Source organism: Pseudoclavibacter sp. CFCC 13611, assembly GCF_008831225.1.
Classification (GTDB): Bacteria; Actinomycetota; Actinomycetes; order Actinomycetales; family Microbacteriaceae; genus Pseudoclavibacter_A.
Window position 1 is genome coordinate 366,159 of sequence record NZ_WBKE01000001.1, and the last position, 21,140, is coordinate 387,298.

Below are 21,140 nucleotides of genomic sequence, written 5' to 3' on the forward strand. Positions count from 1 at the left end.
GATGGCGAAGATTCGCAAGGGAGACCTCGTCGAGGTGATCTCGGGCGCGAGCCAGGATCGCGGCGGTGACCGAGGCAAGCAGGGAACTGTTCTGCGCGTCATTCCCGAGACTGACCGCGTCGTCGTCGAAGGCGTGAACATCGTGAAGCGTCACGTGCGCGCCGGTGTGAACGGCGAGCAGGGCGGCATCAAGGAGTTCGAGGCTCCGATTCACGTCTCGAACGTCGCGATCGTCGATCCCGAGACCAAGAAGCCGACCCGTGTCGGCTTCCGAGTCGAAGAAGTTGAGACCAATGGCGTGAAGCGCACCGTCCGCGTTCGCTACGCCAAGAAGTCGGGTAAGGACATCTGATGACTGAGACTGCAGAGACCACCACGGTTGAGAAGGTGACCCCTCGCCTCAAGGTCAAGTACCGCGAAGAGATCATTCCGGCTCTTGAGAAGGAGTTCGGCTTCACGAACCTGCATCAGGTTCCGAAGATCGTCAAGGTCGTCGTGAACACCGGTGTCGGTGAGGCTGCCCGCGATGGCAAGCTCATCGAGGGTGCTGTGCACGACCTCGCGGCCATCACCGGTCAGAAGCCCCATGTCAACCACGCTCGCAAGTCGATCGCTCAGTTCAAGCTGCGCGAGGGCCAGGCCATCGGTGCGCACGTCACGCTTCGCGGCGACCGCGCATGGGAGTTCCTGGATCGTCTGATCAGCCTGTCGCTGCCGCGTATTCGCGACTTCCGCGGTCTGAGCGACCGCCAGTTCGACGGCAACGGCAACTACACCTTCGGTCTGACCGAGCAGTCGGTCTTCCACGAAGTCGATCAGGACCAGACCGATCACGTGCGCGGCTTCGACATCACGATCGTGACGTCGGCTGACAACGATGATCAGGGTCGCTCGCTGCTGCGTGCCCTGGGCTTCCCCTTCAAGACCAAGACCACCAAGTAACACCGATTGCCGAAGGTCCCCGCTCCGTGTACGGGGCGGGGATACCTGGCGAGAACAGGAAACACTGCACATGACAATGTCAGACCCCGTTGCCGACCTGCTGACGCGGATCCGCAACGCGAACAACGCGCACATCGAGCGCGTCGCGCTGCCTTCCAGCAAGCTGAAGCGCAGCGTCGCTGAGATCCTCAAGCGTGAGGGCTATGTCGGCGAGGTCAGCGAGGAGCCCGCTCGCGTGGGCAACACGCTCACCATCGATCTGAAGTACGGCTCCGATCGCCAGCGTGCGATCGAAGGCATCAAGCGAGTCTCCAAGCCCGGTCTGCGCGTCTACGCGAAGTCGACCGAGCTGCCCAAGGTCCTCGGCGGCCTGGGCATCGCGATTCTGTCCACCTCCTCGGGTCTGCTGACTGACCGTGAGGCCAAGGCGAAGGGCGTGGGTGGGGAAGTCCTCGCCTACGTGTGGTGATCGAACATGTCACGTATCGGTAAGCTTCCCATTGAGATTCCTGCAGGCGTCGACGTCAAGATCGACGGTCAGCACGTCGCAGTGAAGGGCCCGAAGGGTCAGCTCGAACTGTCACTGCCGAAGCCGATCACGGCTTCGGTCGACGGCAGCCAGGTCATCGTCGCGCGTCCGGACGAAGAGCGCGAGTCGCGTTCGCTTCACGGGCTCAGCCGCACGCTGATCCACAACAACATCATCGGCGTCACCGAGGGCTATTCGAAGCGCCTCGAGATCGTCGGCACCGGCTATCGCGCCGTCGCCAAGGGCAGCTCGGTGGAGTTCTCGCTCGGTTACTCGCACACCATCGTGGTCGACCCGCCCGAGGGCATCTCGTTCGAGGTCGAAGGCCAGAACAAGGTCATCGTCAAGGGCATTGACAAGCAGTCTGTCGGCGAGACCGCCGCGAAGCTGCGCAAGCTGCGCCTTCCCGAGCCGTACAAGGGCAAAGGCGTGCGGTACGAAGGCGAGCACGTGCGGCGCAAGGCTGGAAAGGCTGGTAAGTAATCATGGCTTCACGCAACAAGAGCAGGCAGGCAGCGCGTCAGCGTCGTCATGTCCGTGTGCGCAAGCACCTCAGCGGCACCGCTCAGCGGCCCCGTCTCGTGGTGAACCGCTCGGCTCGCCACGTCTTCGTGCAGGTCGTCGACGACACCCGCGGCGTGACCGTCGCAAGCGCGTCGACTCTCGAAGCAGACCTGCGTGTCTTCGACGGTGATAAGACGGCGAAGGCCAAGAAGGTGGGCCAGCTCGTTGCCGACCGCGCCAAGGCGGCCGGTGTCGAGGCAGTCGTCTTCGACCGCGGCGGCAATCAGTACGCCGGTCGAGTCGCAGCAGTCGCTGACGGCGCACGCGAAGGTGGGCTGACACTGTGAGCGAACAGACGAAGACCGAAGCATCAAAGGAGCAGCAGGTGAGCGCAACCTCAGCTGAAGGCCAGGGCAAGAGCCAGCAGGCCACCGACCCCAACGAGCGCGAGCGTCGTCACGGGTCGCGCGAGCGCCAGCCCGGTCGCGATCGCGGCGATCGCGGCGGCCGTGACAAAGAGAGCCCGTTCCTCGAACGCGTCGTGACCATCAACCGTGTGTCGAAGGTCGTCAAGGGCGGTCGTCGCTTCAGCTTCACGGCGCTGGTCGTCGTGGGCGACGGCGACGGACTCGTCGGAGTCGGCTATGGCAAGGCCAAAGAGGTTCCGGCCGCGATTGCCAAGGGTGTTGAAGAGGCCAAGCGCAACTTCTTCCGCGTGCCGCGCATCCTCAAGTCGATTCCGCACCCTGTGCAGGGCGAGGACTCAGCCGGCGTCGTCCTGCTGCGTCCGGCGTCAGCCGGTACCGGTGTTATCGCCGGTGGCCCGGTGCGCGCCGTGCTCGAGTGCGCCGGCGTGCACGACGTGCTCAGCAAGTCGCTGGGGTCGTCGAATACGATCAACATCGTGCGTGCCACCGTTGCCGCACTCAAGCAGCTCGAGGAGCCGCAGGCCGTGGCAGCACGTCGTGGTCTGCCTCTCGACGAGGTCGCACCCGCGGCGCTGCTCAAGGCTGACGAGAAGGTGAGTGAGTGATGGCCAGCCAGCTGAAGGTCACCCAGGTCAAGAGCAAGTACGGGGCACGGCCCGAGCAGCGAGACACGCTTCGCTCACTCGGCCTGCGCCGCATCGGTCAGACAGTCATCAAGGATGACAACCAGGTGAACCGCGGGTATGTCAACGCGGTTCGTCACCTGATCAAGGTTGAGGAGATTTGAGCATGGCTGACAAGAAAGCGCCACAGGAAGAGGCGAAAGTGAGCCTGCTCAAGGTTCATCACCTTCGCCCCGCTCCTGGTGCCAAGAAGGATCGCACCCGCGTGGGTCGCGGTGAGGCGTCGAAGGGCAAGACCGCAGGTCGCGGCACCAAGGGCACCAAGGCTCGTTACCAGGTGCGTCCCGGCTTCGAAGGCGGGCAGATGCCGCTGCATATGCGCACCCCGAAGCTGCGTGGCTTCAAGAACCCGGCTCGCGTCGAGTACCAGGTCGTGAACCTGGTTCGCCTCGCGGCACTCTACCCCCAGGGTGGCCAGGTCACCGTTGACGATCTCGTCGCAAAGGGCGCCGTGCGCGCCGGCGAGCCTGTCAAGGTGCTGGGAACCGGTGAGATCACCGTCAAACTCGATGTTCGCGTTGACAAGATCTCGGCCTCGGCAAGCGAGAAGATTCTTGCTGCCGGTGGTTCGGTAGAGTAGTAAAGAATGTGTCGTCTCTCGACCGTGGCGTACGTCACGGTCGAGAGACGTCTCAACTTGACAGGAGCCTGAGGTTTGTCGAACGCCGTCGTCCGTATCTTGAAGACGCCTGATCTTCGAAAGAAGATTGGTTTCACGTTATTCATCGTTCTGCTGTTCCGCTTGGGCTCCTTCGTTCCCACCCCCTACGTCGATTACAGCGCTGTCAAACAGTGCATCAATCAGACATCGCAGACCTCGGGTCTGTACGAGCTCGTGAATCTGTTCAGCGGCGGTGCGCTGCTGCAGCTCTCGGTGTTCGCAATGGGCATCATGCCCTACATCACGGCCTCGATCATCGTCCAGCTGCTGCGTGTGGTCATCCCGCGTTTTGAAGAGCTGCACAAAGAGGGCGAGTCGGGTCGCGCCAAGATGACGCAGTACACCCGTTACCTCGCACTTGGCCTCGGTCTGCTCCAGGCCACCACACTCGTCACCGTCGCACGAACCGGCGCACTGTACGGCACAGCCTGCAGCGAGTCGCTCATCGTCAACGACCAGTGGTACACGATCGTGCTCATGGTGCTGACCATGACCGCCGGCACTGGCCTGATCATGTGGTTCGGCGAGCTCATCACCGAGCGTGGCATCGGCAACGGCATGTCACTGCTGATCTTCACTTCGATCGCCGCGCAGTTCCCCAGCCAGATGGGTGCCATCTGGAACGGCAACGGCGGGCCTCGTAACTTCTTCTTTGTACTGATCCTCGCATTGGTGCTCGTTGTGGCCGTGGTCTTCGTCGAGCAGTCCCAGCGTCGCGTTCCCGTTCAGTACGCCAAACGGGTCGTGGGGCGCCGCACCTACGGCGGCAACACCACGTACATTCCGATCAAGGTGAACATGGCCGGTGTCGTGCCCGTCATCTTCGCCTCGTCGCTGCTCTACCTGCCCGCACTGATCGCACAGTTCAACCAGGGCGACGGGTCACAGGAGCCACCAGCCTGGGTGCAGTTCATCTCGAACTACCTCACTCGTGGCGACCACCCCCTCTACATGGCGCTGTACTTCCTGCTGATCGTCGGCTTCACATACTTCTACGTCGCCATCACGTTCAACCCCGAGGAGCAGGCCGAGAACCTGAAGAAGTACGGCGGCTTCATTCCGGGCATCCGCGCCGGACGCCCGACCGCTGACTTCCTCAACTACGTGCTCAGCCGCATCACGTTCCCCGGCTCGATCTACCTTGGCATCGTTGCGCTGCTGCCGCTGATCGTTCTGGGCGGCCTCGGCGTCGGCCAGAACTTCGCCTTCGGCGGTACGTCGATTCTGATCATCGTCGGCGTCGGCCTTGAGACGGTCAAGCAGATAAACTCGCAACTGCAACAACGTCACTACGAAGGGCTACTCAAATGAGCAAACGACTGCTTCTCATCGGTCCGCCAGGAGCCGGCAAGGGTACGCAGGCCGCACGTCTGACGAAGAGTCTCGGTGTTCCGGCGATCTCGACCGGAGACATCTTCCGCGAGAACGTCAAGAACCAGACTGAGCTGGGCAAAGAGGCGAAGCGCTACATGGACGCCGGCGAGTATGTTCCCGACTCTCTGACGAATGCGCTCGTGCGCTCACGCCTCAACGAGGCAGACGCAGCCGAAGGGTTTCTGCTCGACGGCTACCCGCGCACGGCCGAGCAGGTCAAAGAGCTCGATGACATCCTCGGTGACGCCGGAAAGGCGCTCGACTCGGTCGTGCTCATCGAAGCCGATCAGAACGAGCTCGTCGAGCGGCTGCACAAGCGCGCCGTCGAGCAGGGTCGTTCGGATGACACCGAAGACGTCATTCGTCACCGTCTTGAGGTCTACGCAGAGCAGACGGCTCCGCTGATCGACACCTACCGCGAACGCGGCCTGCTCGTGACGGTCGACGGTCTCGGCGCGGTCGACGAGGTCACCGATCGCATCCTCGCCGGTCTCGGCGCGAAGTGATGTTTCGTCGACCCACTTTCGACTACAAGACTCCGCAGCAGATTCTGCAGCTGCGTGATGCGGCGATGGCCACTCGTCATGTGCTCGACGAGGTCACGAAGGCGATTCAGCCGGGAGCGACCACGCGACATCTGGACGACGTCGCACTGCGCACGCTCGCATCCGACGGCGCCACTGCCAACTTCGCTCTCGAAGACGACTACGTCGACGCGATCTGCGTCTCGATCAACGAACAGATCGTCCACGGCATCCCCGGCGACCGTGTCATCGAGCCCGGCGACCTGGTCTCAGTGGATGCCGGAGCACTGCTGAACGGATGGAACGGCGATTCGGCCGTCACCGTGCTCGTTCCCGGGGGAGACCCCGAAGTCAGTGCACGTCGGGCTGAGCTCAGCCGCGTCACTGAGCAGTCGATGTGGGCAGGGGCCGCAGCTCTGGCTTCGGCGAAGCATGTGAACCAGGTCGGCACGGCGATCGAGGACTACATCCTCGGTCAGGGCGACTATGGCATCCTGCGCGAGTACATCGGGCACGGCATCGGTCGCGAGATGCACGAAGATCCGCCGGTGTTCAACTACCACATCTCGGGCCGCGGTGCGAAGGTGCAGCCCGGGCTGGTCATCTGCATCGAGCCGATGCTGACCGCCGGCACCGAAGAAACCGTCATCGCTCCCGACGGATGGGCGATCTCGTCTGCCGACGGGTCTGACGGCGCACACTGGGAGGTGCAGGTTGCCGTGACCGATCGCGGCATCTGGGCGCTGAGCTACGCAGATGGCGGTGCGGCAGGGCTGGCGCCGTTCGGCGTCGTGCCGACTCCGCTGACAGCCTAGGTCGCATTCGCGACACGCCCGGTCTGTACAACCATCAAAAAAAGCCATAAGATGTTTAACTGGTGTCTTTTGGCATCGGTGTATCCACTCTAGAGATCAAGGCGGTAAGGCATACATGGCGAAAAAAGACGGTGTCATCGAGATTGAAGGTTCAGTCGTCGAGGCCCTCCCCAACGCCACGTTCCGCGTCGAGCTGACCAACGGGCACCTGGTGCTCGCGCACATTTCAGGCAAGATGCGTCAGCACTACATCCGCATTCTGCCCGAAGACCGCGTGGTCGTCGAGCTCAGCCCCTACGATCTCAGCCGCGGACGCATCGTCTACCGCTACAAGTAGGCCGAAGCACCACAATAAGCAGCATCGCTGACGAGAGTCAGCACACCCCTAGTCGGAGGCTGGGGCCGTGGAATCGTCTGAGCGATCAGGTGGACTCACGGAGATGCTGCCCGACACCTCCAATGCACCATAAGGAGCAGCCGCATGGCACGTCTAGCAGGCGTCGATCTGCCTCGCGAGAAGCGCGTGGAGATCGCACTCACCTACATCTTCGGCATCGGGCGCACGAGCGCGCTCAAGATTCTGGAGGCCACCGAGATCAGCGGTGACATCCGCGTCAAGGATCTGACCGACGATCAGCTCGTCGCACTGCGCGATTTCATCGAGCACAACTACAAGACCGAGGGTGACCTTCGCCGTGAGGTTGCCGCCGACATCCGCCGCAAGGTCGAGATCGGCAGCTACCAGGGTCTCCGCCACCGTCGTGGCCTGCCCGTGCACGGTCAGCGCACCAAGACCAACGCGCGTACGCGCAAGGGTCCGAAGCGCACCGTCGCAGGCAAGAAGAAGTAGTCCACAGGATTCAGGAGACAGAGCACAACAATGGCAGCACCGAAGTCAGCCGTGGCTCGTAAGCCACGCCGCAAAGACCGCAAGAACATCGCCGTCGGCCAGGCACACATCAAGTCGACGTTCAACAACACCATCATCACCATCACCGACACCACCGGGGCGGTCATCGCCTGGGCATCTGCCGGTGAGGTCGGTTACAAGGGCAGCCGCAAGTCGACGCCCTTCGCCGCACAGCAGGCGGCTGAGCACGCTGCGAAGCGCGCTCAGGATCACGGCGTCAAGAAGGTCGACGTCTTCGTGAAGGGCCCGGGGTCGGGTCGCGAGACCGCGATCCGTTCGCTGCAGGCCGCCGGCCTCGAGGTCGGGTCGATCAACGACGTCACTCCGCAGACGCACAACGGGTGCCGCCCGCCGAAGCGTCGCCGGGTCTGAATCGCTGCACGTTCGCGTCACCGGCGGCGTTCGCCCTAACGTCGCCGGTTTCGTGGTCATCATCCCAAATACCGGTCCTGGGAGGATTCCCAGAACACGCGAGTCGTCATATGGCGGTCGATTCGCCGAAAGGAAACACACGTGCTGATTGCACAGCGACCCACACTCACTGAAGAAGTCGTCTCAGAGAACCGCTCGCGGTTCGTCATCGAGCCGCTGGAGCCGGGGTTCGGCTACACGCTCGGCAACTCCATGCGCCGCACGCTGCTCTCGTCGATTCCGGGCGCGGCCGTCACCAGCATCCGCATCGACGGCGTGCTGCACGAGTTCACCACGGTTCCCGGTGTGGTCGAAGATGTCTCAGACATCATTCTGAACATCAAGGAGCTCGTCGTCTCGAGCGACCACGATGAGCCCATCACCGCGTTCCTGCGCAAGCAGGGTGCAGGTGAGGTCACAGCTGCCGACATCACCGTGCCGGCCGGCGTCGAGGTCTACAACCCCGATCTGGTGATCGCCACGCTGAACGCCAACGCGAAGCTCGACATCGAGCTGGTCATCGAGCGCGGCCGCGGCTATGTCACGGCGCAGCAGAACCGCAGCGAGTACGCCGAGGTCGGTCAGATCCCGGTCGATTCGATCTACTCTCCGGTCATGAAGGTCACCTACCGCGTCGAGGCGACTCGTGCCGGTGAGCGCACCGACTTCGACCAGCTGGTCATCGACGTCGAGACCAAACCCTCGATTTCGCCCCGCGACGCTGTGGCTTCGGCCGGCAGCACGCTCGTCGAGCTCTTCGGCCTGGCCCGCGATCTGAACACCGAGTCAGAGGGCATCGAGATCGGTCCGGCACCGGCAGACGTGGTGGCTCCCACCGAGCTGTCGACGCCGATCGAAGATCTCGATCTCTCAGTGCGCTCGTACAACTGCCTGAAGCGCGAGAACATCAACTACGTCAACGAGTTGGTGGCTCTGAGCGAGCAGCAGCTGATGAACATCCGAAACATCGGTCAGAAATCCGTCGACGAGGTCAAGGACAAGCTCGAAGAGCTCGGCCTCTCGCTGAAGGATGCAGTGCCCGGCTTCGACGGCGCCCACTTTTACACGGGCTTCGAAGACGACACGCAGGCCTGACCACACTTATAACTTTCTGACCGAAGAAGGAGACCACAATCATGCCGAAGCCCGCTAAAGGCCCGCGTCTCGGAGGCAGCCCCGCACACGAGCGGCTCATGCTGGCGAACCTGTCGATGCAGCTGTTCGAGCACAAGGCCATCACCACCACTGAGACCCGTGCCAAGCGACTGCGTCCGTTCGCCGAGCGTCTGGTGACGTTCGCGAAGCGCGGCGACCTGAAGTCGCGCCGCAAGGTGCTCGCGATCATCCGCGACAAGTCTGTCGTGCACGAGCTCTTCACTGAGATCGCGCCGCAGGTTGCCGACCGTGAGGGCGGCTACACTCGCATCGTCAAGCTCGGCTACCGCAAGGGTGACAATGCGCCCCTGGCGCGTATCGAGCTGGTGCTCGAGCCTGTCGTCAAGAAGAACCGCGGCGGCAAGCACGCGGCTGACGAGGCCGTCGAGGTCGCAGCCGACGTCGACGAGCAGATCAAAGAAGAGACCGTCGCCGTCGAGCCCGACACTCAGGTGCAGGGCTCAGAGTCGCAGATCGAGGCTGAGGCTCAGGCCGAGGCTGAGGTCGCCGAGGCCGCTGAGCAGGTCGACGAGGCCATCGAGGCTGATGAGACCAAGAAGGCTGACGACAAGTAGTCGATCAGACTGATCTGAGAAGCCCGTCGTTCCGGTGATCCGGTTCGGCGGGTTTTTCGTCGTCTGCGGGAGTGGCAGCATGGTGTCGGCAGCACCGACGGATGAAGCAACGAGGCAGCCGGACATGGCTGAGCCAGGAACTGACGAAGACAGGAGCACCATGAGCGACCGAGGCGACAGCACCCGGGTGCGCATCGACCTCGCCTACGACGGCACCGACTTTCAGGGCTGGGCCGCGCAGCCGGGGCGGCGCACAGTGCAGGGTGTGCTCGAGGATGCCCTGGCGCTGATCCTGCGTGAGCCCGTTCGCACTGTGGTCGCGGGACGTACCGACTCCGGAGTGCATGCGACCGGTCAGGTGGTGCACGTCGACGTGCCGGTCGGTGCACTCGAACAGCTCGCGCGCGCCGACCATGCGAAGCGAAGCGCACGCCGAGCCGAGGCGTCGTGCGACGTGGGCGAACCGCTGCCGGAGCGCGCGGCACTTGTGCTGTGTTCTCGGCTGCGCAGCGTTCTCGGACGGGTGCCCGACCTGCTCGTCCGCAGTGTGCGCACGGCTGCACCTGGCTTCGACGCCCGCTTCTCTCCGATCTGGCGACGCTATGAGTACCGGGTCAGTGACGACTGGGGCACGCGCGACCCGCTGCTGCGACGACACGTGCTGGCATGGCCGCAGCGCGTCGACGTCGAACGCATGAATCGTGCGGCGCAGACTCTGCTCGGGCTGCATGACTGGGCGGCGTACTGCCGTCCGCGTGAGGGAGCGACGACCATTCGCGAGCTGCAGCGTTTCGAGTGGCGTCGCGACGCAGCCAGAGCCCCTGCCGTGACGTCTGCGGCGACGCCGAACGGCATCCTGATCGCGACGGTGCAGGCTGACGCATTCTGCCACCATATGGTGCGCTGTCTCGTCGGGGCGACGCTCGCCGTCGGCGCAGGAGATCTCGAGATCGACGACCTCGTGCGCCTGCGTGACCGAGGCAGCCGCGGTACCGAATACAAGATGGTGCCGGGCCACGGGCTGGTGCTCGCAGAGGTCGGGTATCCTGCTGACGCGGAGCTGGCGGTGCGGGCCGAACAGACTCGGGCCCGCCGAGACGGGGTGCATCCTGGCGGGTCCGAGTCGTTCAGCGACTGAGGGGTCGAAAGGTCTGGTGGCTCAGCAGCAGCGCGCCCCCGGGTTGGCCTCCTGTTCGCGTGCCTGCTCGCGCCAGAACTCGCGTTCGCTCATCACTGGCTTGCCGGGGTGCACCCGCTGACGGTGCGCGACGTAGTCGTTGTACGCGTTCGCCCCGAGCATGCCCCGCAGCAGACGGCGGATGCCGTTGAGCCAGACGAGCACGGCGTTCGTCGTGTGTGACGTTGCGCTGCTCATCCGCTCACGTGCACTTTCAGCTTCTCGGGGGAGACCTGCTCCCATTCGTGATTCAGATCGCTCTCTTCGCGTGACGCGATCAGCCCCGACGGTGCGTAGGTCTCGCTGGCGACCGGCGCCGGTTCGGTCGTCGGCAGCCCGTTGCCTCGCCAGGCCTGCACGATCTTGGTCAGCGCCGCGACGATCACGATGACGGTCAGCACGGCGAAGAGAATAGACAGCGAACCTTGCACTGCGGTGTTGCGGATCGTCGCCTCGAAGCTGGTGATCTGCGCGGCGACCTTCTCTTCGGCGATGGCGACGCCCGCGACCGTGCCAGACTCGCGCAGCTCGGCGAGCTTGCCCCGTGTCGCAAAGTGATTGGCCCAATAGCCGATCGTGGCGTTCGACGAGAAGATCTTGTACCACGAACCGGTCAGCGTGACGACGAGATCGAAGACCAATGGGATTCCGGTGATCCACAGGTACTTGAAGTACTTGCGGCCCTTCTTCGCGAAGATGGCGGTTGCGACGGCGAGGGCGATCGCGGCGAGCAGCTGGTTGGCCACGCCGAAGAGCGGGAAGAACGTGTTGATGCCGCCCAACGGATCGGTCACACCCAAGATCAGGATGTAGCCCCAGCCGGCGACCATGATCGCGGTTGCCAGCCACACTCCCGGTCGCCAGTTGTTGTCTTTGAACCGTGGCCAGAAGTTGCCGACGGCCTCCTGCAGCTGGAATCGTGCGACGCGCGTGCCGGCGTCGACCGCGGTCAGGATGAACAGCGCCTCGAACATGATTGCGAAGTGGTACCAGAACGCCTTCAGCCCGGGCGTGATGTTGTGCATGATCTCGGCGATGCCGACGGCCAGGGTCGGGGCACCGCCGGTGCGCGAGACGATCGAGTGCTCGCCCACGTCGTCGGCGACCTGCTGCAGCATGCTGCCCTCGACGTGCACGCCGTTGAGACCCAGCGAGTTGACGAACTTGGCTGCGCCCTCGACCGTGCCTCCGGTCGCCGCGGCCGAGGAGTTCATCGCGAAGTAGATGCCTCGGTCGATCGAGAGGGCAGCGACGAAGGCCATCAGAGCGACGAGCGACTCCATGAGCATGCCGCCGTAGCCGATGAATCGAGTCTGCCGCTCTTTGTGCACCATCTTCGGGGTGGTGCCTGAGGCGATCAGCGCGTGGAAGCCGGAGAGCGCGCCGCATGCGATGGTCACGAAGAGGAACGGGAAGAGCGGGCCGCTGAACACCGGGCCGTCAGAGCGTGAGGCGTACTCGCTGAACGCCGGGACGTTCAGCTCGGGGCGCACCACCACGATCGAGACGGCGAGCAGCAGGATCACGCCGATCTTCATGAAGGTCGAGAGGTAGTCGCGCGGGGTCAGCAGCAGCCAGACCGGCAGAACCGCGGCGACGAACCCGTAGATGATGATCGCCCAGGCGATGGCGATGCGATCCATGTGGAAGATCGACTGGCCCCAATCGGTGTTCGAGACCCAGCCTCCGCCGATGATCGCAGCCAGCAGCAGGACGATGCCGATCACCGACACCTCCATGATCTTGCCCGGGCGCAGGTAGCGCAGGTACACCCCCATGAACAGGGCGATCGGAATCGTCATGCCGACGCTGAACACGCCCCAGGCGCTCTCGCCGAGGGCGTTGACCACGACGAGCGCGAGAATCGCGACGATGATGATCATGATTGTCAGAGTCGCGATGATGGCCGCCGTGCCGCCGATGCGGCCGAGGTCTTCGCGAGCCATCTGGCCGAGCGAACGGCCGTTCCGACGTGTCGAGACGAAGAGCACGACGTAGTCCTGGACGGCTCCGGCGAAGATCACTCCGAGAATGATCCAGAGCGTGCCCGGCAGGTAGCCCATCTGCGCGGCGAGAACGGGGCCGACCAGCGGGCCGGCGCCGGCGATCGCGGCGAAGTGGTGGCCGAAGAGCACACGGCGGTCGGTCGCGACGTAGTCTTTGCCGTTCGCCGAGTACTCGGCGGGTGTGGCGCGGCGGTCGTTCGGACGCAGCAGCTTGCGCTCGACGTATTTGCTGTAGAACCGGTAGGCGATGAGGTATGAGGCGACGCCGGCGAAGACGAACCAGATGCCGTTGATGGTCTCACCGCGGCTGACCGCGAGAATCGTCCACCCGATCGCGCCGACGGCAGCGATGAGAATCCAGGTGATGACCTTGGCTGGGGTCCACTTCGGTTTGTCGAGAAGTTTGGGGTCTACCGCCGTGGGCGGCAGTGCAGGGTCTGAGACGAGCTTCGACTCATCCCACTCTGGGGGCGGTGTTGCGGCGGATGCCGCAGGCTGCCCGCCTGCAGTCGGCCGTCCTGAGGGTGTCGTCGTGGACATGGGGCATTCTCCTTTGAATGTCTCAGTGGTACCAATGTCACGCGAGCACATGCCGTGCCACCGGTACGCAGAATGATAGGGGATTCCTCGGACATTCACAGCTGGTTGTGACAGCGTGGGCGCGTCGGGCGGGGGTCTGGCGGCATCGACGGCCGCACCCTGGACCCAGCGCCACACAGGTTGCTGTGGCTGCGCGCATTCGACTAGAATCTCTCTTTGGTATGCGCGGCTGAGCCTTGTGCAACAGCTGTGCTGCCCGACTTGAGCCCTCCACCGTCTGTATTCACACGACTGAGGATGCTCCAAACGTCTCGTTCGACTGGTCACGCATCGCGTGGACGATGTCGACTGCGGGGGCGCGAGGGTGCATTCGACGCGCGGGAATCGCATCGGAGTGGGATTCACGAACACCTCAAATCGAGAGAGAGAAGCTAGTGACACGCACATACTCGCCGAAAGCCGGCGAAATCAAGCGCAACTGGGTCATCATCGACGCCACCGACGTGGTGCTCGGCCGACTGGCCAGCCACGCTGCCGCCATCCTGCGCGGCAAGAACAAGCCCACCTTCGTTCCTCACCTGGACACAGGCGACTACGTCATCATCATCAACGCCGAGAAGGTCGTGCTGAGCAACGGCAAGGCCGACAAGAAGATCGCCTGGCGCCACTCGAACTACCCGGGCGGCATCAAGGGAGTCAAGTACAGCGATCTGCTGCGCGAGAACCCTGAGCGCGCCATCGAGAAGGCCGTTCGCGGCATGCTTCCCAAGAACACCATCGGCCGCGAGCAGCTTGGCAAGCTCAAGGTCTACAAGGGTGCCGAGCACCCGCACGCCGCGCAGAAGCCGGTGCCGTACACCTTCAGCCAGATCGCCCAGTGACCGGCGCCGAGAGACTTTCACAGGAGAACACCGTGGCAGAGAACACAGAAAACCTCACTTCGTACAGCACCTCGACGCCTGAGGGCGCAGAGGCCGTTGAAGAGCGCGCACCGCGCAACCTCAGCGTGCCGGGTGCCGCAGTCGGCCGTCGCAAAGAGGCCATCGCTCGCGTGCGCCTGGTTCCGGGCAGCGGCGAGATCACGGTCAACGGCCGTACCCTCGATGTCTACTTCCCGAACAAGCTGCACCAGCAGCTGATCAAGGATCCGCTCACGCTCCTCGGGCTCGAGAGCGCGTATGACATCACCGCGACCATCAACGGCGGCGGTCCCTCGGGCCAGGCAGGCGCACTGCGTCTGGCCATCGCCCGCGCACTCAACGGCATCGATGCCGACAACAACCGACCCGAGCTCAAGAAGGCCGGCTTCCTGAGCCGTGACGCCCGAATCAAAGAGCGCAAGAAGGCCGGTCTCAAGAAAGCCCGTAAGGCTCCTCAGTACTCGAAGCGCTAAACCGCTCGAACTGGGAACGTCATGCCTCGACTTTTTGGCACCGATGGGGTGCGAGGACTCGCCAACCGCGACCTCACCGTCGAACTCTCGCTGCAGCTGGCTCAGGCCGCTGCGCGGGTGCTCGGCGCTGAGGCGCGGGCGGCGGGTCGTCGTCCCATGGCCGTCCTCGGTCGCGACCCCCGCATCTCCGGTGAGTTCATCGGCGCTGCGGTCGCGGCGGGGCTGGCCAGCGGGGGAGTCGACGTGCATGACGCGGGCGTGCTGCCCACGCCGGCGACGGCGTTCCTCGTGCAGGATCTGCAGGCCGACTTCGGCGTGATGATCTCTGCATCGCACAACCCCGCGGCAGACAACGGCATCAAGTTCTTCGCCAAGGGCGGTCTCAAACTGCCTGACGAGGTCGAAGACAAGATCGAGGTCGAACTCGACCAGCCGAAGCTTGCCCCAACCGGTGTCGACGTGGGGCGCATCTCCACGTTCGCAGACGCAGAAGACCGGTACCTGCTGCACCTGCTCGGCACTGTGCCCAACTCACTTGGCGGCATTCGTCTGGCGCTCGACTGCGCGAACGGAGCAGCAGCCGGTGTCTCGCCCCAGGCGTTCACCGACGCCGGTGCCAAGCTCGTCAGACTCATCGGTGCAGATCCCAACGGGGTCAACATCAACGACGGCGTCGGTTCGACGCATCTCGAGAAGCTGCGAGAGGCGGTCATCGCAGATCGTGCACAGGTCGGCATCGCCCACGACGGCGATGCAGACCGCTGCCTGGCCGTCGACGAGAACGGCCGTGTGATCGACGGCGATCAGATCATGGCCATCCTCGCCACTGCGCTGCACCGTCGGCGCCAGCTGCCCGGCAACACGCTCGTCTGCACTGTGATGAGCAACCTCGGCCTGCACCTCGCCATGCAGAAGGCGGGCATCGAGGTTCGTCAGACCGCAGTGGGCGACCGCTACGTGCTCGAAGAGCTCAACCGGTCGAACCTCGGTCTCGGCGGCGAGCAGTCCGGGCACGTCATCTTTCGCCGCTACGCCACCACAGGCGACGGCCTGCTGACCGGCCTGCAGCTGCTCTCGGTTATGGCCGAGACGGGCAAGCCGCTCTCGGTTCTTGCCGACGAGGCGATGACGGTGTATCCGCAGACCCTGATCAACGTGCGCGGCGTCGACAAGACCGCACTGTCGTCGAACGCCGTGATCAAAGACGCGGTGACGGATGCCGAAGCCCAGCTGGGTGACCAAGGTCGCGTGCTGCTGCGGCCGAGCGGCACTGAGCCGCTCGTTCGCGTGATGGTCGAGGCGACGTCAGAGCGTGTCGCACACGACTGGGCAGAGAAGCTTGCGGCCGTCGTGCGCGAGCAGCTCACTGTCGCAGCCGCCTAACGCCGCAGGCAGATCGCAGAGCACGTCGTGCCGAGCCGATCGTCACTCCAGCTCACCTCCTGAGCACCTTCGCCCTCCACGGAATCGCCCGTCACGTTCGACGCCGGTCGTCTCGGTGGGCTAGTCTCGTCAGTACCCCTTACTCACTGCAAAGGCGCACTGAAGGAGACAGAATTGGAACGGTCCAATAGTTCGGTCGGAGACTCGGCTCCCCCCACGAGCCCTCACAGAGGCACAGATGCAGACACCGGCGCCGGCACAACGCGTCCAGCTGGCTCAGCCTCGTCAACTCCCGACGTCGTCGCACTCGGGCGCCTCGGCGTCGACGTCTACCCGCTGCAGAACGGCCTGGGTCTCGAAGAGGTCACCAGTTTCGGCAAATACCTCGGCGGCTCGGCCGCGAACGTCACCGTTGCGGCGGCCAGATACGGGCACCACCCAGCGCTGATCTCGGGAGTCGGCGACGACCCCTTCGGCCGATATCTGCGGCACGAGCTTCAGCGCCTGGGCGTCGACTCGACCGGTGTGCGCACAGTGGCTGAGTACCAGACTCCAGTCACATTCTGCGAGATCTTTCCGCCCGACGACTTTCCCCTCTACTTCTACCGAGAGCCTAAAGCCCCCGACCTCTGCCTGCTGCCCGAACAGCTCGTCGAAGTGCTGCCCGAGGCGTCGTCGAAGTCGACATCGCTGAAGCGACCACGTCTGGTCTGGCTCACCGCCACCGGGCTCAGTGAGCAGCCGAGCTTCGACACCCATCTCGAGGCCCTGCGACGGGCAGGCGGCGGCGGGGACGAGCCGACTGTCGTGCTCGACCTCGACTACCGTGCGCAGTTCTGGCCCAGCTCGGCCGTGGCGCACGAACGCATCGCGCAGATCCTGCCGCAGGTCACCGTGGCCGTCGGCAATCGCGAAGAGTGCGAAGTCGCCGTCGGAGAGACCGATCCCGATCGCGCCGCGGAGGCGCTGCTGGCGACCGGTGTGCGGCTCGCGATCGTGAAACAGGGCCCGAAAGGCGTGCTCGCACGCACTGCGACCGAACGCGTCGAGGTTCCGCCGACGCCGGTCGTGGTGGTGAACGGGCTGGGTGCCGGCGACGCGTTCGGCGGGGCACTCATCCACGGGCTGCTCAATGACTGGCCGCTCGAACGGACTCTGCGCTTCGCGAACGCCGCCGGAGCGATCGTGGCATCGCGCCGCGAATGCTCGACCGCGATGCCGACCGAGTTCGAGGTGGATGCGATGCTCGGCTCGACCGGTCATGCGGGTGCCGCGAACCATGCAGACGACGCACACAGTGAGGTACGCGCATGAGTACGATCCCTGACGACGACTTCGCCGCAGTGCTCGCCGAGCTCCGCGAGGTGCGCGCCTGCGAGCCGCACCGCATCGACATGTCACATGCAGATCGCGTTCGCCGGCCGCTGCTGCAGGATGACGGCCGTCTGCTCATCGTGGCAGCCGATCACCCGGCACGTGGAGCGCTCGGCATCGGCGACGACCCCATGGCCATGTCGAGCCGAGACGACCTGCTGCGGCGTCTGGCGGCTGCACTCGAGAACGACGAAGTCGACGGAGTGCTCGGCACCCCCGATGTGCTCGACGACCTCGCGTTGCTCGGGCTGCTCGACGGCCGCGTGGCGATCGCGTCGCTGAATCGAGGCGGGCTCGCGGGCGCATCCTTCGAAATGGACGACCGGCTCACCGCACACCGACTGGCCGATGTTCTGCGCGACCGACTCGACATGGGCAAGGCACTCGTGCGCATCGACCTTGACGACCCGGGAACCGTGCGCACCCTTGAGACGATCGCGGCTGAGGTGAGCGCCTTCGCGCAGGCAGACGTGCCGATCCTGTTGGAGCCGTTCATCAGCCGGCGCGTGCCCCAGGGACAGCGCACGCGCGTCGTCAACGACCTCAGCACCGAGGCCGTCGTGCGCTCGGTGGCGATCGCATCTGGGCTCGGCGGGTCTTCGCGCAGCACCTGGCTCAAAGTGCCGGTGGTCGACGATATGGCCGCGGTAGCGGCGGCGACGACTCTGCCGATGCTTCTGCTCGGTGGCGACACCAGCGCCGACCCAGAGGGGGCGTTCCGAAGCTGGGCCGACGCGTTGGCGCTGCCGGGCGTGCGCGGCTTGGTCGTGGGGCGCTCGCTGCTCTACCCACCCGACGGCGATGTCGATGGTGCGGTCGCTCGTGCCGTCGAACTGGTGCACGGCAATCCTGTCGGCGAGACACCTGCCGAGGCGGCTGACGCCGCGGGCGTGAGGGGAGCATCCGCATGACCCGAAAATGGACCTATCGACCCGGCGAACTCGCTCGTGACGGCTGGGGCGACGTGGTCGACCGCGGTGTTCCGGGCTGGCGTCACACCGCGCTGCGCATCGCCGATCTCGACCGGGGGCCGGTCAGCGAGCGGGCGAGCGGGCGTGAGTCGATCATCCTGCCGCTGACGGGTGAGTGCGAGGTGCGCTACAGCGTGCCCGGCGCGGCGCCGGATGCGGCGGTGGAGCTGCGCGGGCGGGCGTCGGTGTTCGACGGGCCGGCCGATGCGCTCTATCTGCCCATCGACGCCGAGTACACACTCACGGGGCACGGTCGGGTGTCGGTGTCGCAGGCGTACACCGATCTGCGGCTGCCGGTCGAGGTGATTCGGCGTGAGAGCGTGCCGGTCGAGCTGCGCGGCAGCGGCAACATGAGTCGACAGGTGCACAACTTCGGCACGCCGGCCCGGCTGCGTGCCGGGGCGATCATCGCGTGCGAGGTGCTCACCCCCGGCGGCTGCTGGTCGTCGTACCCGACGCACAAGCACGACCGCGACGTGCCCGGCGTCGAGACGGCGCTCGAAGAGATCTACTACTTCGAGGTCGAAGTCGAGCGCGGGCTGGGCGGGGTCGCCGATGCCTCAGCTCGGGCTGTCGACGCTGGAGTGGAGCCGGCGGGCCACGAAGCCGATCCGTTCGCGCTGTTCGCGACGTATCCGTCAGATCGTCGGCCGATCGAGATCAGCGCCATGGTGCGCACCGGCGACATCGCCTTGGTGCCGTACGGCTATCACGGACCGGTGGCGGCCGCGCCAGGCTACGACGCGTACTACCTGAACGTGATGGCCGGGGCGGGCGACCGCGAGTGGCTCATCCAGGACGACCCGGCGCACGGATGGCTGCGTGAGACCTGGGATGCCGGGCAGATCGATGCGAGGCTGCCCTTCGGCGGGTGAAGGGATACGCCGCGAGTGCGCCGAGCGGGCCGAGCGGGCAGAGTGGGCAGATCGGGCGGATTGAGCGTGCCGGGTAAAGCGGGCAGATCGAGCAGATCGAGCGGGCCACGACGCGCGGCGAATGCTGCGATGATGAGTGTGGCACCAAAGGGGGAATCATGGGGCAAGGTCGAAGAAGTGGGCCGACGATCAGAGACGTGGCGGCCGAAGCCGGCGTGTCGAAGTCTCTCGTCTCGATGGTGTTCAATGACGATCCGCGGGTCAGCGATGTGCGTCGAAAGCTCGTGCTCGATGCGGCGCAGCGGCTCGGCTTCTCACCGAACTGGATGGCGCGTTCGTTGGCGGCTGGCGACGGAGACTTCGTTGGAGTGATGGTGCCCGACCTCGCGAACCCGATCTTCGCCGAGATTCTGGAGGGAATTCGCGCCGAGCTGCGCGGTGCAGGGCAGCGCACACTCGTGTCGAGCGCACTGTTCACCGACGCCGGTGGCAACCGGGAGTTCGACGATCGTGTGCTGCCAGTGCTGCGTGACATGCACCCGAGCAGCCTGGTGGTCATCGGATCGGTGCCCTCGCTCGACATCGTGCAGCCGCTCATGGAACGCATTCCGACGGTGGTGGCCAGCGGTACGGCCGATGACCTCGAGCACGTCTATGTGGTGCGCAACGACGACGTCATCGGCATCGATCTGATCGTCGATCATCTCGTCGAGCGCGGGCATAGACGCATCGCCCACGTCGGCGGCGCCGGCGGCGGCGCAGCTGTCAATCGGCGTGACGCGTACGAAGGCGCGATGCGTCGCCATCGACTGGCCGAGCACATCGAGATCGAACTCTCTGACTACACGACGGAGCGCGCGATCGAGGCGACGCGTCGTCTGCTGACGCGTTCGCCGGGAGATCCCGGCGGGCGAGCCGGTGCGGTGGGGGATGCTGCGGTGAGGAATGCTGCGCCGACAGCCGCTGGGACGGGAGCTGCGATCGGGACCCAGGCCCTGCATCCTGATGATGTGCGCCCCTCGGCGATTGAGAATCTGACTCTGCGCCCTGCTGGGGAACGCCCCACCGCGATCGTGGCGGTGAACGATCTGGCGGCGCTCGGCGTGATCACCGCAGTGGAACAGCTCGGCCTGCGCGTGCCCGAAGACATCGCGGTCACCGGATATGACGACACGGCGCTCTCGGGCATCGATCGCATCTCGCTCACCACGGTCGATCCACGCAACGAGGAGATCTCGCACGAGACCGTGCGTCTGCTGCTCGACGCCGACGGGCCGTTCGAGGGGCATCGCGAGCGGCTGGTGATTCCGCGACTTGTCGTGCGCGGTTCGACTGCTGCGTGACCCCTGCCTGACCGCGGCGAAGCGGCCTCGCTCGGCGCGAAGGCGACGGCGCGGAGAGCTGCTGATCTGCTGTTGGCGTGAACTTAAGAGCCCATATGGAGTGGTCGGTGTGCAGGGCTCGTGTGCAGGGTTTAAGGGGCGGTGCTCAGGTCCAGATTTCGTGTGCAGGGCGCATGTGTAGGTTTTGTGTGCATGGTTCGTGTGCAGGGCTCGTGCCCAGATTCTGTGCGCAGGGTCATGTGCGGGGCTTAGGGGCGGTGATCGAGTGCCGAGCGGCGCTGGCTGTGGACAGCTCTGTAGGTGTGCACGGTTCTGCTGAGATGTGCACGGTTCTGCTGAGATCAGGGGGATTTTAGCGGAACCGTGCACCTGCCAGCGCAACCGCGTGCAGCGAAGTCGATGCGCAGGGCAGCCAGAGTGAGCGCCGACGTGAGTCAACGGCAGTCTCGCCGAGGATTTGCTGAGAGTGGGGGTCAGTGTCCCGGCGCGCGAATAGAAACCCAGGTCGGTACAGGTACAGAAGCCTAGGTCGGCGCAAGAACAAAGCCTGGCTCGGTACAGGTACAG

At 64.8% G+C, this 21,140-nt stretch carries 26 protein-coding genes; 24 read left to right on the forward strand and 2 right to left on the reverse strand.

Annotated features, from left to right (window positions below):
• Position 1: 1 nt before the first annotated feature.
• The 17 genes from rplX (at position 2) to F8O08_RS01670 (ending at position 10,649) form a co-directional block, all read left to right on the forward strand.
• Positions 2-352 (forward strand): 50S ribosomal protein L24, encoded by a 351-nt coding sequence (gene rplX / locus F8O08_RS01590; protein WP_158030750.1) that lies wholly within the window; start codon positions 2-4, stop codon positions 350-352.
• Positions 352-942: a 50S ribosomal protein L5 gene (gene rplE / locus F8O08_RS01595; protein ID WP_158030751.1), complete on the forward strand. Its 591-nt coding sequence runs from the start codon at positions 352-354 to the stop codon at positions 940-942. Before rplX ends, rplE begins: the two co-directional genes overlap by 1 nt.
• Before the next feature lie 70 nt (positions 943-1,012).
• Entirely contained in the window at positions 1,013-1,411 is a 399-nt protein-coding gene (rpsH, locus tag F8O08_RS01600) for a 30S ribosomal protein S8 (RefSeq protein ID WP_158038445.1), read from the forward strand.
• Positions 1,412-1,417: 6 nt separating this feature from the next.
• Entirely contained in the window at positions 1,418-1,954 is a 537-nt protein-coding gene (rplF, locus tag F8O08_RS01605; protein ID WP_158030753.1) for a 50S ribosomal protein L6, read from the forward strand.
• Between the two features lie 2 nt (positions 1,955-1,956).
• The gene (gene rplR / locus F8O08_RS01610; RefSeq protein WP_158030754.1) at positions 1,957-2,322 is read left to right on the forward strand and encodes a 50S ribosomal protein L18; all 366 of its coding nucleotides are present in this window, start codon (positions 1,957-1,959) and stop codon (positions 2,320-2,322) included.
• Between the two features lie 38 nt (positions 2,323-2,360).
• The gene (rpsE, locus tag F8O08_RS01615) at positions 2,361-3,008 is read left to right on the forward strand and encodes a 30S ribosomal protein S5 (protein WP_158038444.1); all 648 of its coding nucleotides are present in this window, start codon (positions 2,361-2,363) and stop codon (positions 3,006-3,008) included.
• Entirely contained in the window at positions 3,008-3,190 is a 183-nt protein-coding gene (gene rpmD / locus F8O08_RS01620; protein WP_158030756.1) for a 50S ribosomal protein L30, read from the forward strand. Before rpsE ends, rpmD begins: the two co-directional genes overlap by 1 nt.
• A gap of 2 nt (positions 3,191-3,192) precedes the next feature.
• Complete coding sequence (rplO, locus tag F8O08_RS01625; RefSeq protein WP_158038443.1) at positions 3,193-3,666, forward strand: 50S ribosomal protein L15; 474 nt, start codon at positions 3,193-3,195, stop codon at positions 3,664-3,666.
• 75 nt (positions 3,667-3,741) lie between these two features.
• Positions 3,742-5,058: a preprotein translocase subunit SecY gene (gene secY / locus F8O08_RS01630; RefSeq protein ID WP_158038442.1), complete on the forward strand. Its 1,317-nt coding sequence runs from the start codon at positions 3,742-3,744 to the stop codon at positions 5,056-5,058.
• Positions 5,055-5,627, forward strand: coding sequence for an adenylate kinase (locus F8O08_RS01635; protein ID WP_158038441.1), 573 nt, complete (start codon positions 5,055-5,057; stop codon positions 5,625-5,627). The genes secY and F8O08_RS01635 overlap by 4 nt, the downstream gene beginning before the upstream one ends.
• The gene (map, locus tag F8O08_RS01640) at positions 5,627-6,460 is read left to right on the forward strand and encodes a type I methionyl aminopeptidase (protein WP_158038440.1); all 834 of its coding nucleotides are present in this window, start codon (positions 5,627-5,629) and stop codon (positions 6,458-6,460) included. The genes F8O08_RS01635 and map overlap by 1 nt, the downstream gene beginning before the upstream one ends.
• A 115-nt stretch (positions 6,461-6,575) precedes the next feature.
• A complete protein-coding gene (gene infA, locus F8O08_RS01645; protein WP_158030761.1) occupies positions 6,576-6,797 on the forward strand; it encodes a translation initiation factor IF-1 in 222 nt (73 codons plus the stop codon).
• Between the two features lie 144 nt (positions 6,798-6,941).
• Complete coding sequence (gene rpsM, locus F8O08_RS01650) at positions 6,942-7,310, forward strand: 30S ribosomal protein S13 (RefSeq protein WP_158030762.1); 369 nt, start codon at positions 6,942-6,944, stop codon at positions 7,308-7,310.
• A 30-nt stretch (positions 7,311-7,340) separates the two neighbouring features.
• Entirely contained in the window at positions 7,341-7,742 is a 402-nt protein-coding gene (rpsK, locus tag F8O08_RS01655; protein WP_158030763.1) for a 30S ribosomal protein S11, read from the forward strand.
• Between the two features lie 141 nt (positions 7,743-7,883).
• Positions 7,884-8,876, forward strand: a complete 993-nt coding sequence (locus tag F8O08_RS01660) for a DNA-directed RNA polymerase subunit alpha (RefSeq protein ID WP_158030764.1) — start codon at positions 7,884-7,886, stop codon at positions 8,874-8,876.
• Positions 8,877-8,917: 41 nt separating this feature from the next.
• Positions 8,918-9,511: a 50S ribosomal protein L17 gene (gene rplQ, locus F8O08_RS01665; protein ID WP_158030765.1), complete on the forward strand. Its 594-nt coding sequence runs from the start codon at positions 8,918-8,920 to the stop codon at positions 9,509-9,511.
• A gap of 160 nt (positions 9,512-9,671) precedes the next feature.
• Complete coding sequence (locus F8O08_RS01670; RefSeq protein WP_158042368.1) at positions 9,672-10,649, forward strand: tRNA pseudouridine synthase A; 978 nt, start codon at positions 9,672-9,674, stop codon at positions 10,647-10,649.
• A 21-nt stretch (positions 10,650-10,670) separates the two neighbouring features.
• On the opposite strand, the gene F8O08_RS01675 is transcribed toward F8O08_RS01670, so the two are convergent.
• Together F8O08_RS01675 and F8O08_RS01680 are read right to left on the reverse strand one after the other, a co-directional pair.
• Positions 10,671-10,886 (reverse strand): YbdD/YjiX family protein, encoded by a 216-nt coding sequence (locus F8O08_RS01675; RefSeq protein WP_158038437.1) that lies wholly within the window; start codon positions 10,884-10,886, stop codon positions 10,671-10,673.
• Entirely contained in the window at positions 10,883-13,234 is a 2,352-nt protein-coding gene (locus F8O08_RS01680) for a carbon starvation CstA family protein (RefSeq protein ID WP_158038436.1), read from the reverse strand. Before F8O08_RS01680 ends, F8O08_RS01675 begins: the two co-directional genes overlap by 4 nt.
• Positions 13,235-13,668: 434 nt before the next feature.
• Here F8O08_RS01680 and rplM point away from each other — a divergent pair, with 434 nt between their 5' ends.
• From rplM to F8O08_RS01715, 7 genes are all read left to right on the forward strand, one after another.
• Complete coding sequence (rplM, locus tag F8O08_RS01685; RefSeq protein ID WP_158030768.1) at positions 13,669-14,115, forward strand: 50S ribosomal protein L13; 447 nt, start codon at positions 13,669-13,671, stop codon at positions 14,113-14,115.
• 32 nt (positions 14,116-14,147) lie between these two features.
• Positions 14,148-14,627: a 30S ribosomal protein S9 gene (gene rpsI, locus F8O08_RS01690; RefSeq protein WP_158030769.1), complete on the forward strand. Its 480-nt coding sequence runs from the start codon at positions 14,148-14,150 to the stop codon at positions 14,625-14,627.
• Positions 14,628-14,648: 21 nt separating this feature from the next.
• Entirely contained in the window at positions 14,649-16,010 is a 1,362-nt protein-coding gene (gene glmM / locus F8O08_RS01695; RefSeq protein WP_158038435.1) for a phosphoglucosamine mutase, read from the forward strand.
• A gap of 174 nt (positions 16,011-16,184) precedes the next feature.
• On the forward strand, positions 16,185-17,324 hold the full coding sequence (gene iolC, locus F8O08_RS01700) for a 5-dehydro-2-deoxygluconokinase (protein WP_158042369.1): 1,140 nt from the start codon (positions 16,185-16,187) through the stop codon (positions 17,322-17,324).
• Positions 17,321-18,295, forward strand: coding sequence for a deoxyribose-phosphate aldolase (locus tag F8O08_RS01705; protein WP_192497679.1), 975 nt, complete (start codon positions 17,321-17,323; stop codon positions 18,293-18,295). The genes iolC and F8O08_RS01705 overlap by 4 nt, the downstream gene beginning before the upstream one ends.
• Positions 18,292-19,230, forward strand: coding sequence for a 5-deoxy-glucuronate isomerase (locus tag F8O08_RS01710; RefSeq protein WP_158042370.1), 939 nt, complete (start codon positions 18,292-18,294; stop codon positions 19,228-19,230). Before F8O08_RS01705 ends, F8O08_RS01710 begins: the two co-directional genes overlap by 4 nt.
• A 197-nt stretch (positions 19,231-19,427) precedes the next feature.
• Positions 19,428-20,573: a LacI family DNA-binding transcriptional regulator gene (locus tag F8O08_RS01715; protein ID WP_192497680.1), complete on the forward strand. Its 1,146-nt coding sequence runs from the start codon at positions 19,428-19,430 to the stop codon at positions 20,571-20,573.
• The last annotated feature ends 567 nt before the right edge of the window (positions 20,574-21,140 follow it).

Excerpts from the sequence above, each read along its gene's own strand:
- rplX (WP_158030750.1), top strand. The coding sequence starts at position 2 with ATGGCGAAGATTCGCAAGGGAGACCTCGTCGAGGTGATCTCGGGCGCG.
- rplE (WP_158030751.1), top strand. The coding sequence starts at position 352 with ATGACTGAGACTGCAGAGACCACCACGGTTGAGAAGGTGACCCCTCGC.
- rpsH (WP_158038445.1), top strand. The coding sequence starts at position 1,013 with ATGACAATGTCAGACCCCGTTGCCGACCTGCTGACGCGGATCCGCAAC.
- rplF (WP_158030753.1), top strand. The coding sequence starts at position 1,418 with ATGTCACGTATCGGTAAGCTTCCCATTGAGATTCCTGCAGGCGTCGAC.
- rplR (WP_158030754.1), top strand. The coding sequence starts at position 1,957 with ATGGCTTCACGCAACAAGAGCAGGCAGGCAGCGCGTCAGCGTCGTCAT.
- rpmD (WP_158030756.1), top strand. The coding sequence starts at position 3,008 with ATGGCCAGCCAGCTGAAGGTCACCCAGGTCAAGAGCAAGTACGGGGCA.
- rplO (WP_158038443.1), top strand. The coding sequence starts at position 3,193 with ATGGCTGACAAGAAAGCGCCACAGGAAGAGGCGAAAGTGAGCCTGCTC.
- F8O08_RS01635 (WP_158038441.1), top strand. The coding sequence starts at position 5,055 with ATGAGCAAACGACTGCTTCTCATCGGTCCGCCAGGAGCCGGCAAGGGT.
- map (WP_158038440.1), top strand. The coding sequence starts at position 5,627 with ATGTTTCGTCGACCCACTTTCGACTACAAGACTCCGCAGCAGATTCTG.
- infA (WP_158030761.1), top strand. The coding sequence starts at position 6,576 with ATGGCGAAAAAAGACGGTGTCATCGAGATTGAAGGTTCAGTCGTCGAG.
- rpsM (WP_158030762.1), top strand. The coding sequence starts at position 6,942 with ATGGCACGTCTAGCAGGCGTCGATCTGCCTCGCGAGAAGCGCGTGGAG.
- rpsK (WP_158030763.1), top strand. The coding sequence starts at position 7,341 with ATGGCAGCACCGAAGTCAGCCGTGGCTCGTAAGCCACGCCGCAAAGAC.
- rplQ (WP_158030765.1), top strand. The coding sequence starts at position 8,918 with ATGCCGAAGCCCGCTAAAGGCCCGCGTCTCGGAGGCAGCCCCGCACAC.
- F8O08_RS01670 (WP_158042368.1), top strand. The coding sequence starts at position 9,672 with ATGAGCGACCGAGGCGACAGCACCCGGGTGCGCATCGACCTCGCCTAC.
- F8O08_RS01675 (WP_158038437.1), bottom strand. The coding sequence starts at position 10,886 with ATGAGCAGCGCAACGTCACACACGACGAACGCCGTGCTCGTCTGGCTC.
- F8O08_RS01680 (WP_158038436.1), bottom strand. The coding sequence starts at position 13,234 with ATGTCCACGACGACACCCTCAGGACGGCCGACTGCAGGCGGGCAGCCT.
- glmM (WP_158038435.1), top strand. The coding sequence starts at position 14,649 with ATGCCTCGACTTTTTGGCACCGATGGGGTGCGAGGACTCGCCAACCGC.
- F8O08_RS01705 (WP_192497679.1), top strand. The coding sequence starts at position 17,321 with ATGAGTACGATCCCTGACGACGACTTCGCCGCAGTGCTCGCCGAGCTC.
- F8O08_RS01710 (WP_158042370.1), top strand. The coding sequence starts at position 18,292 with ATGACCCGAAAATGGACCTATCGACCCGGCGAACTCGCTCGTGACGGC.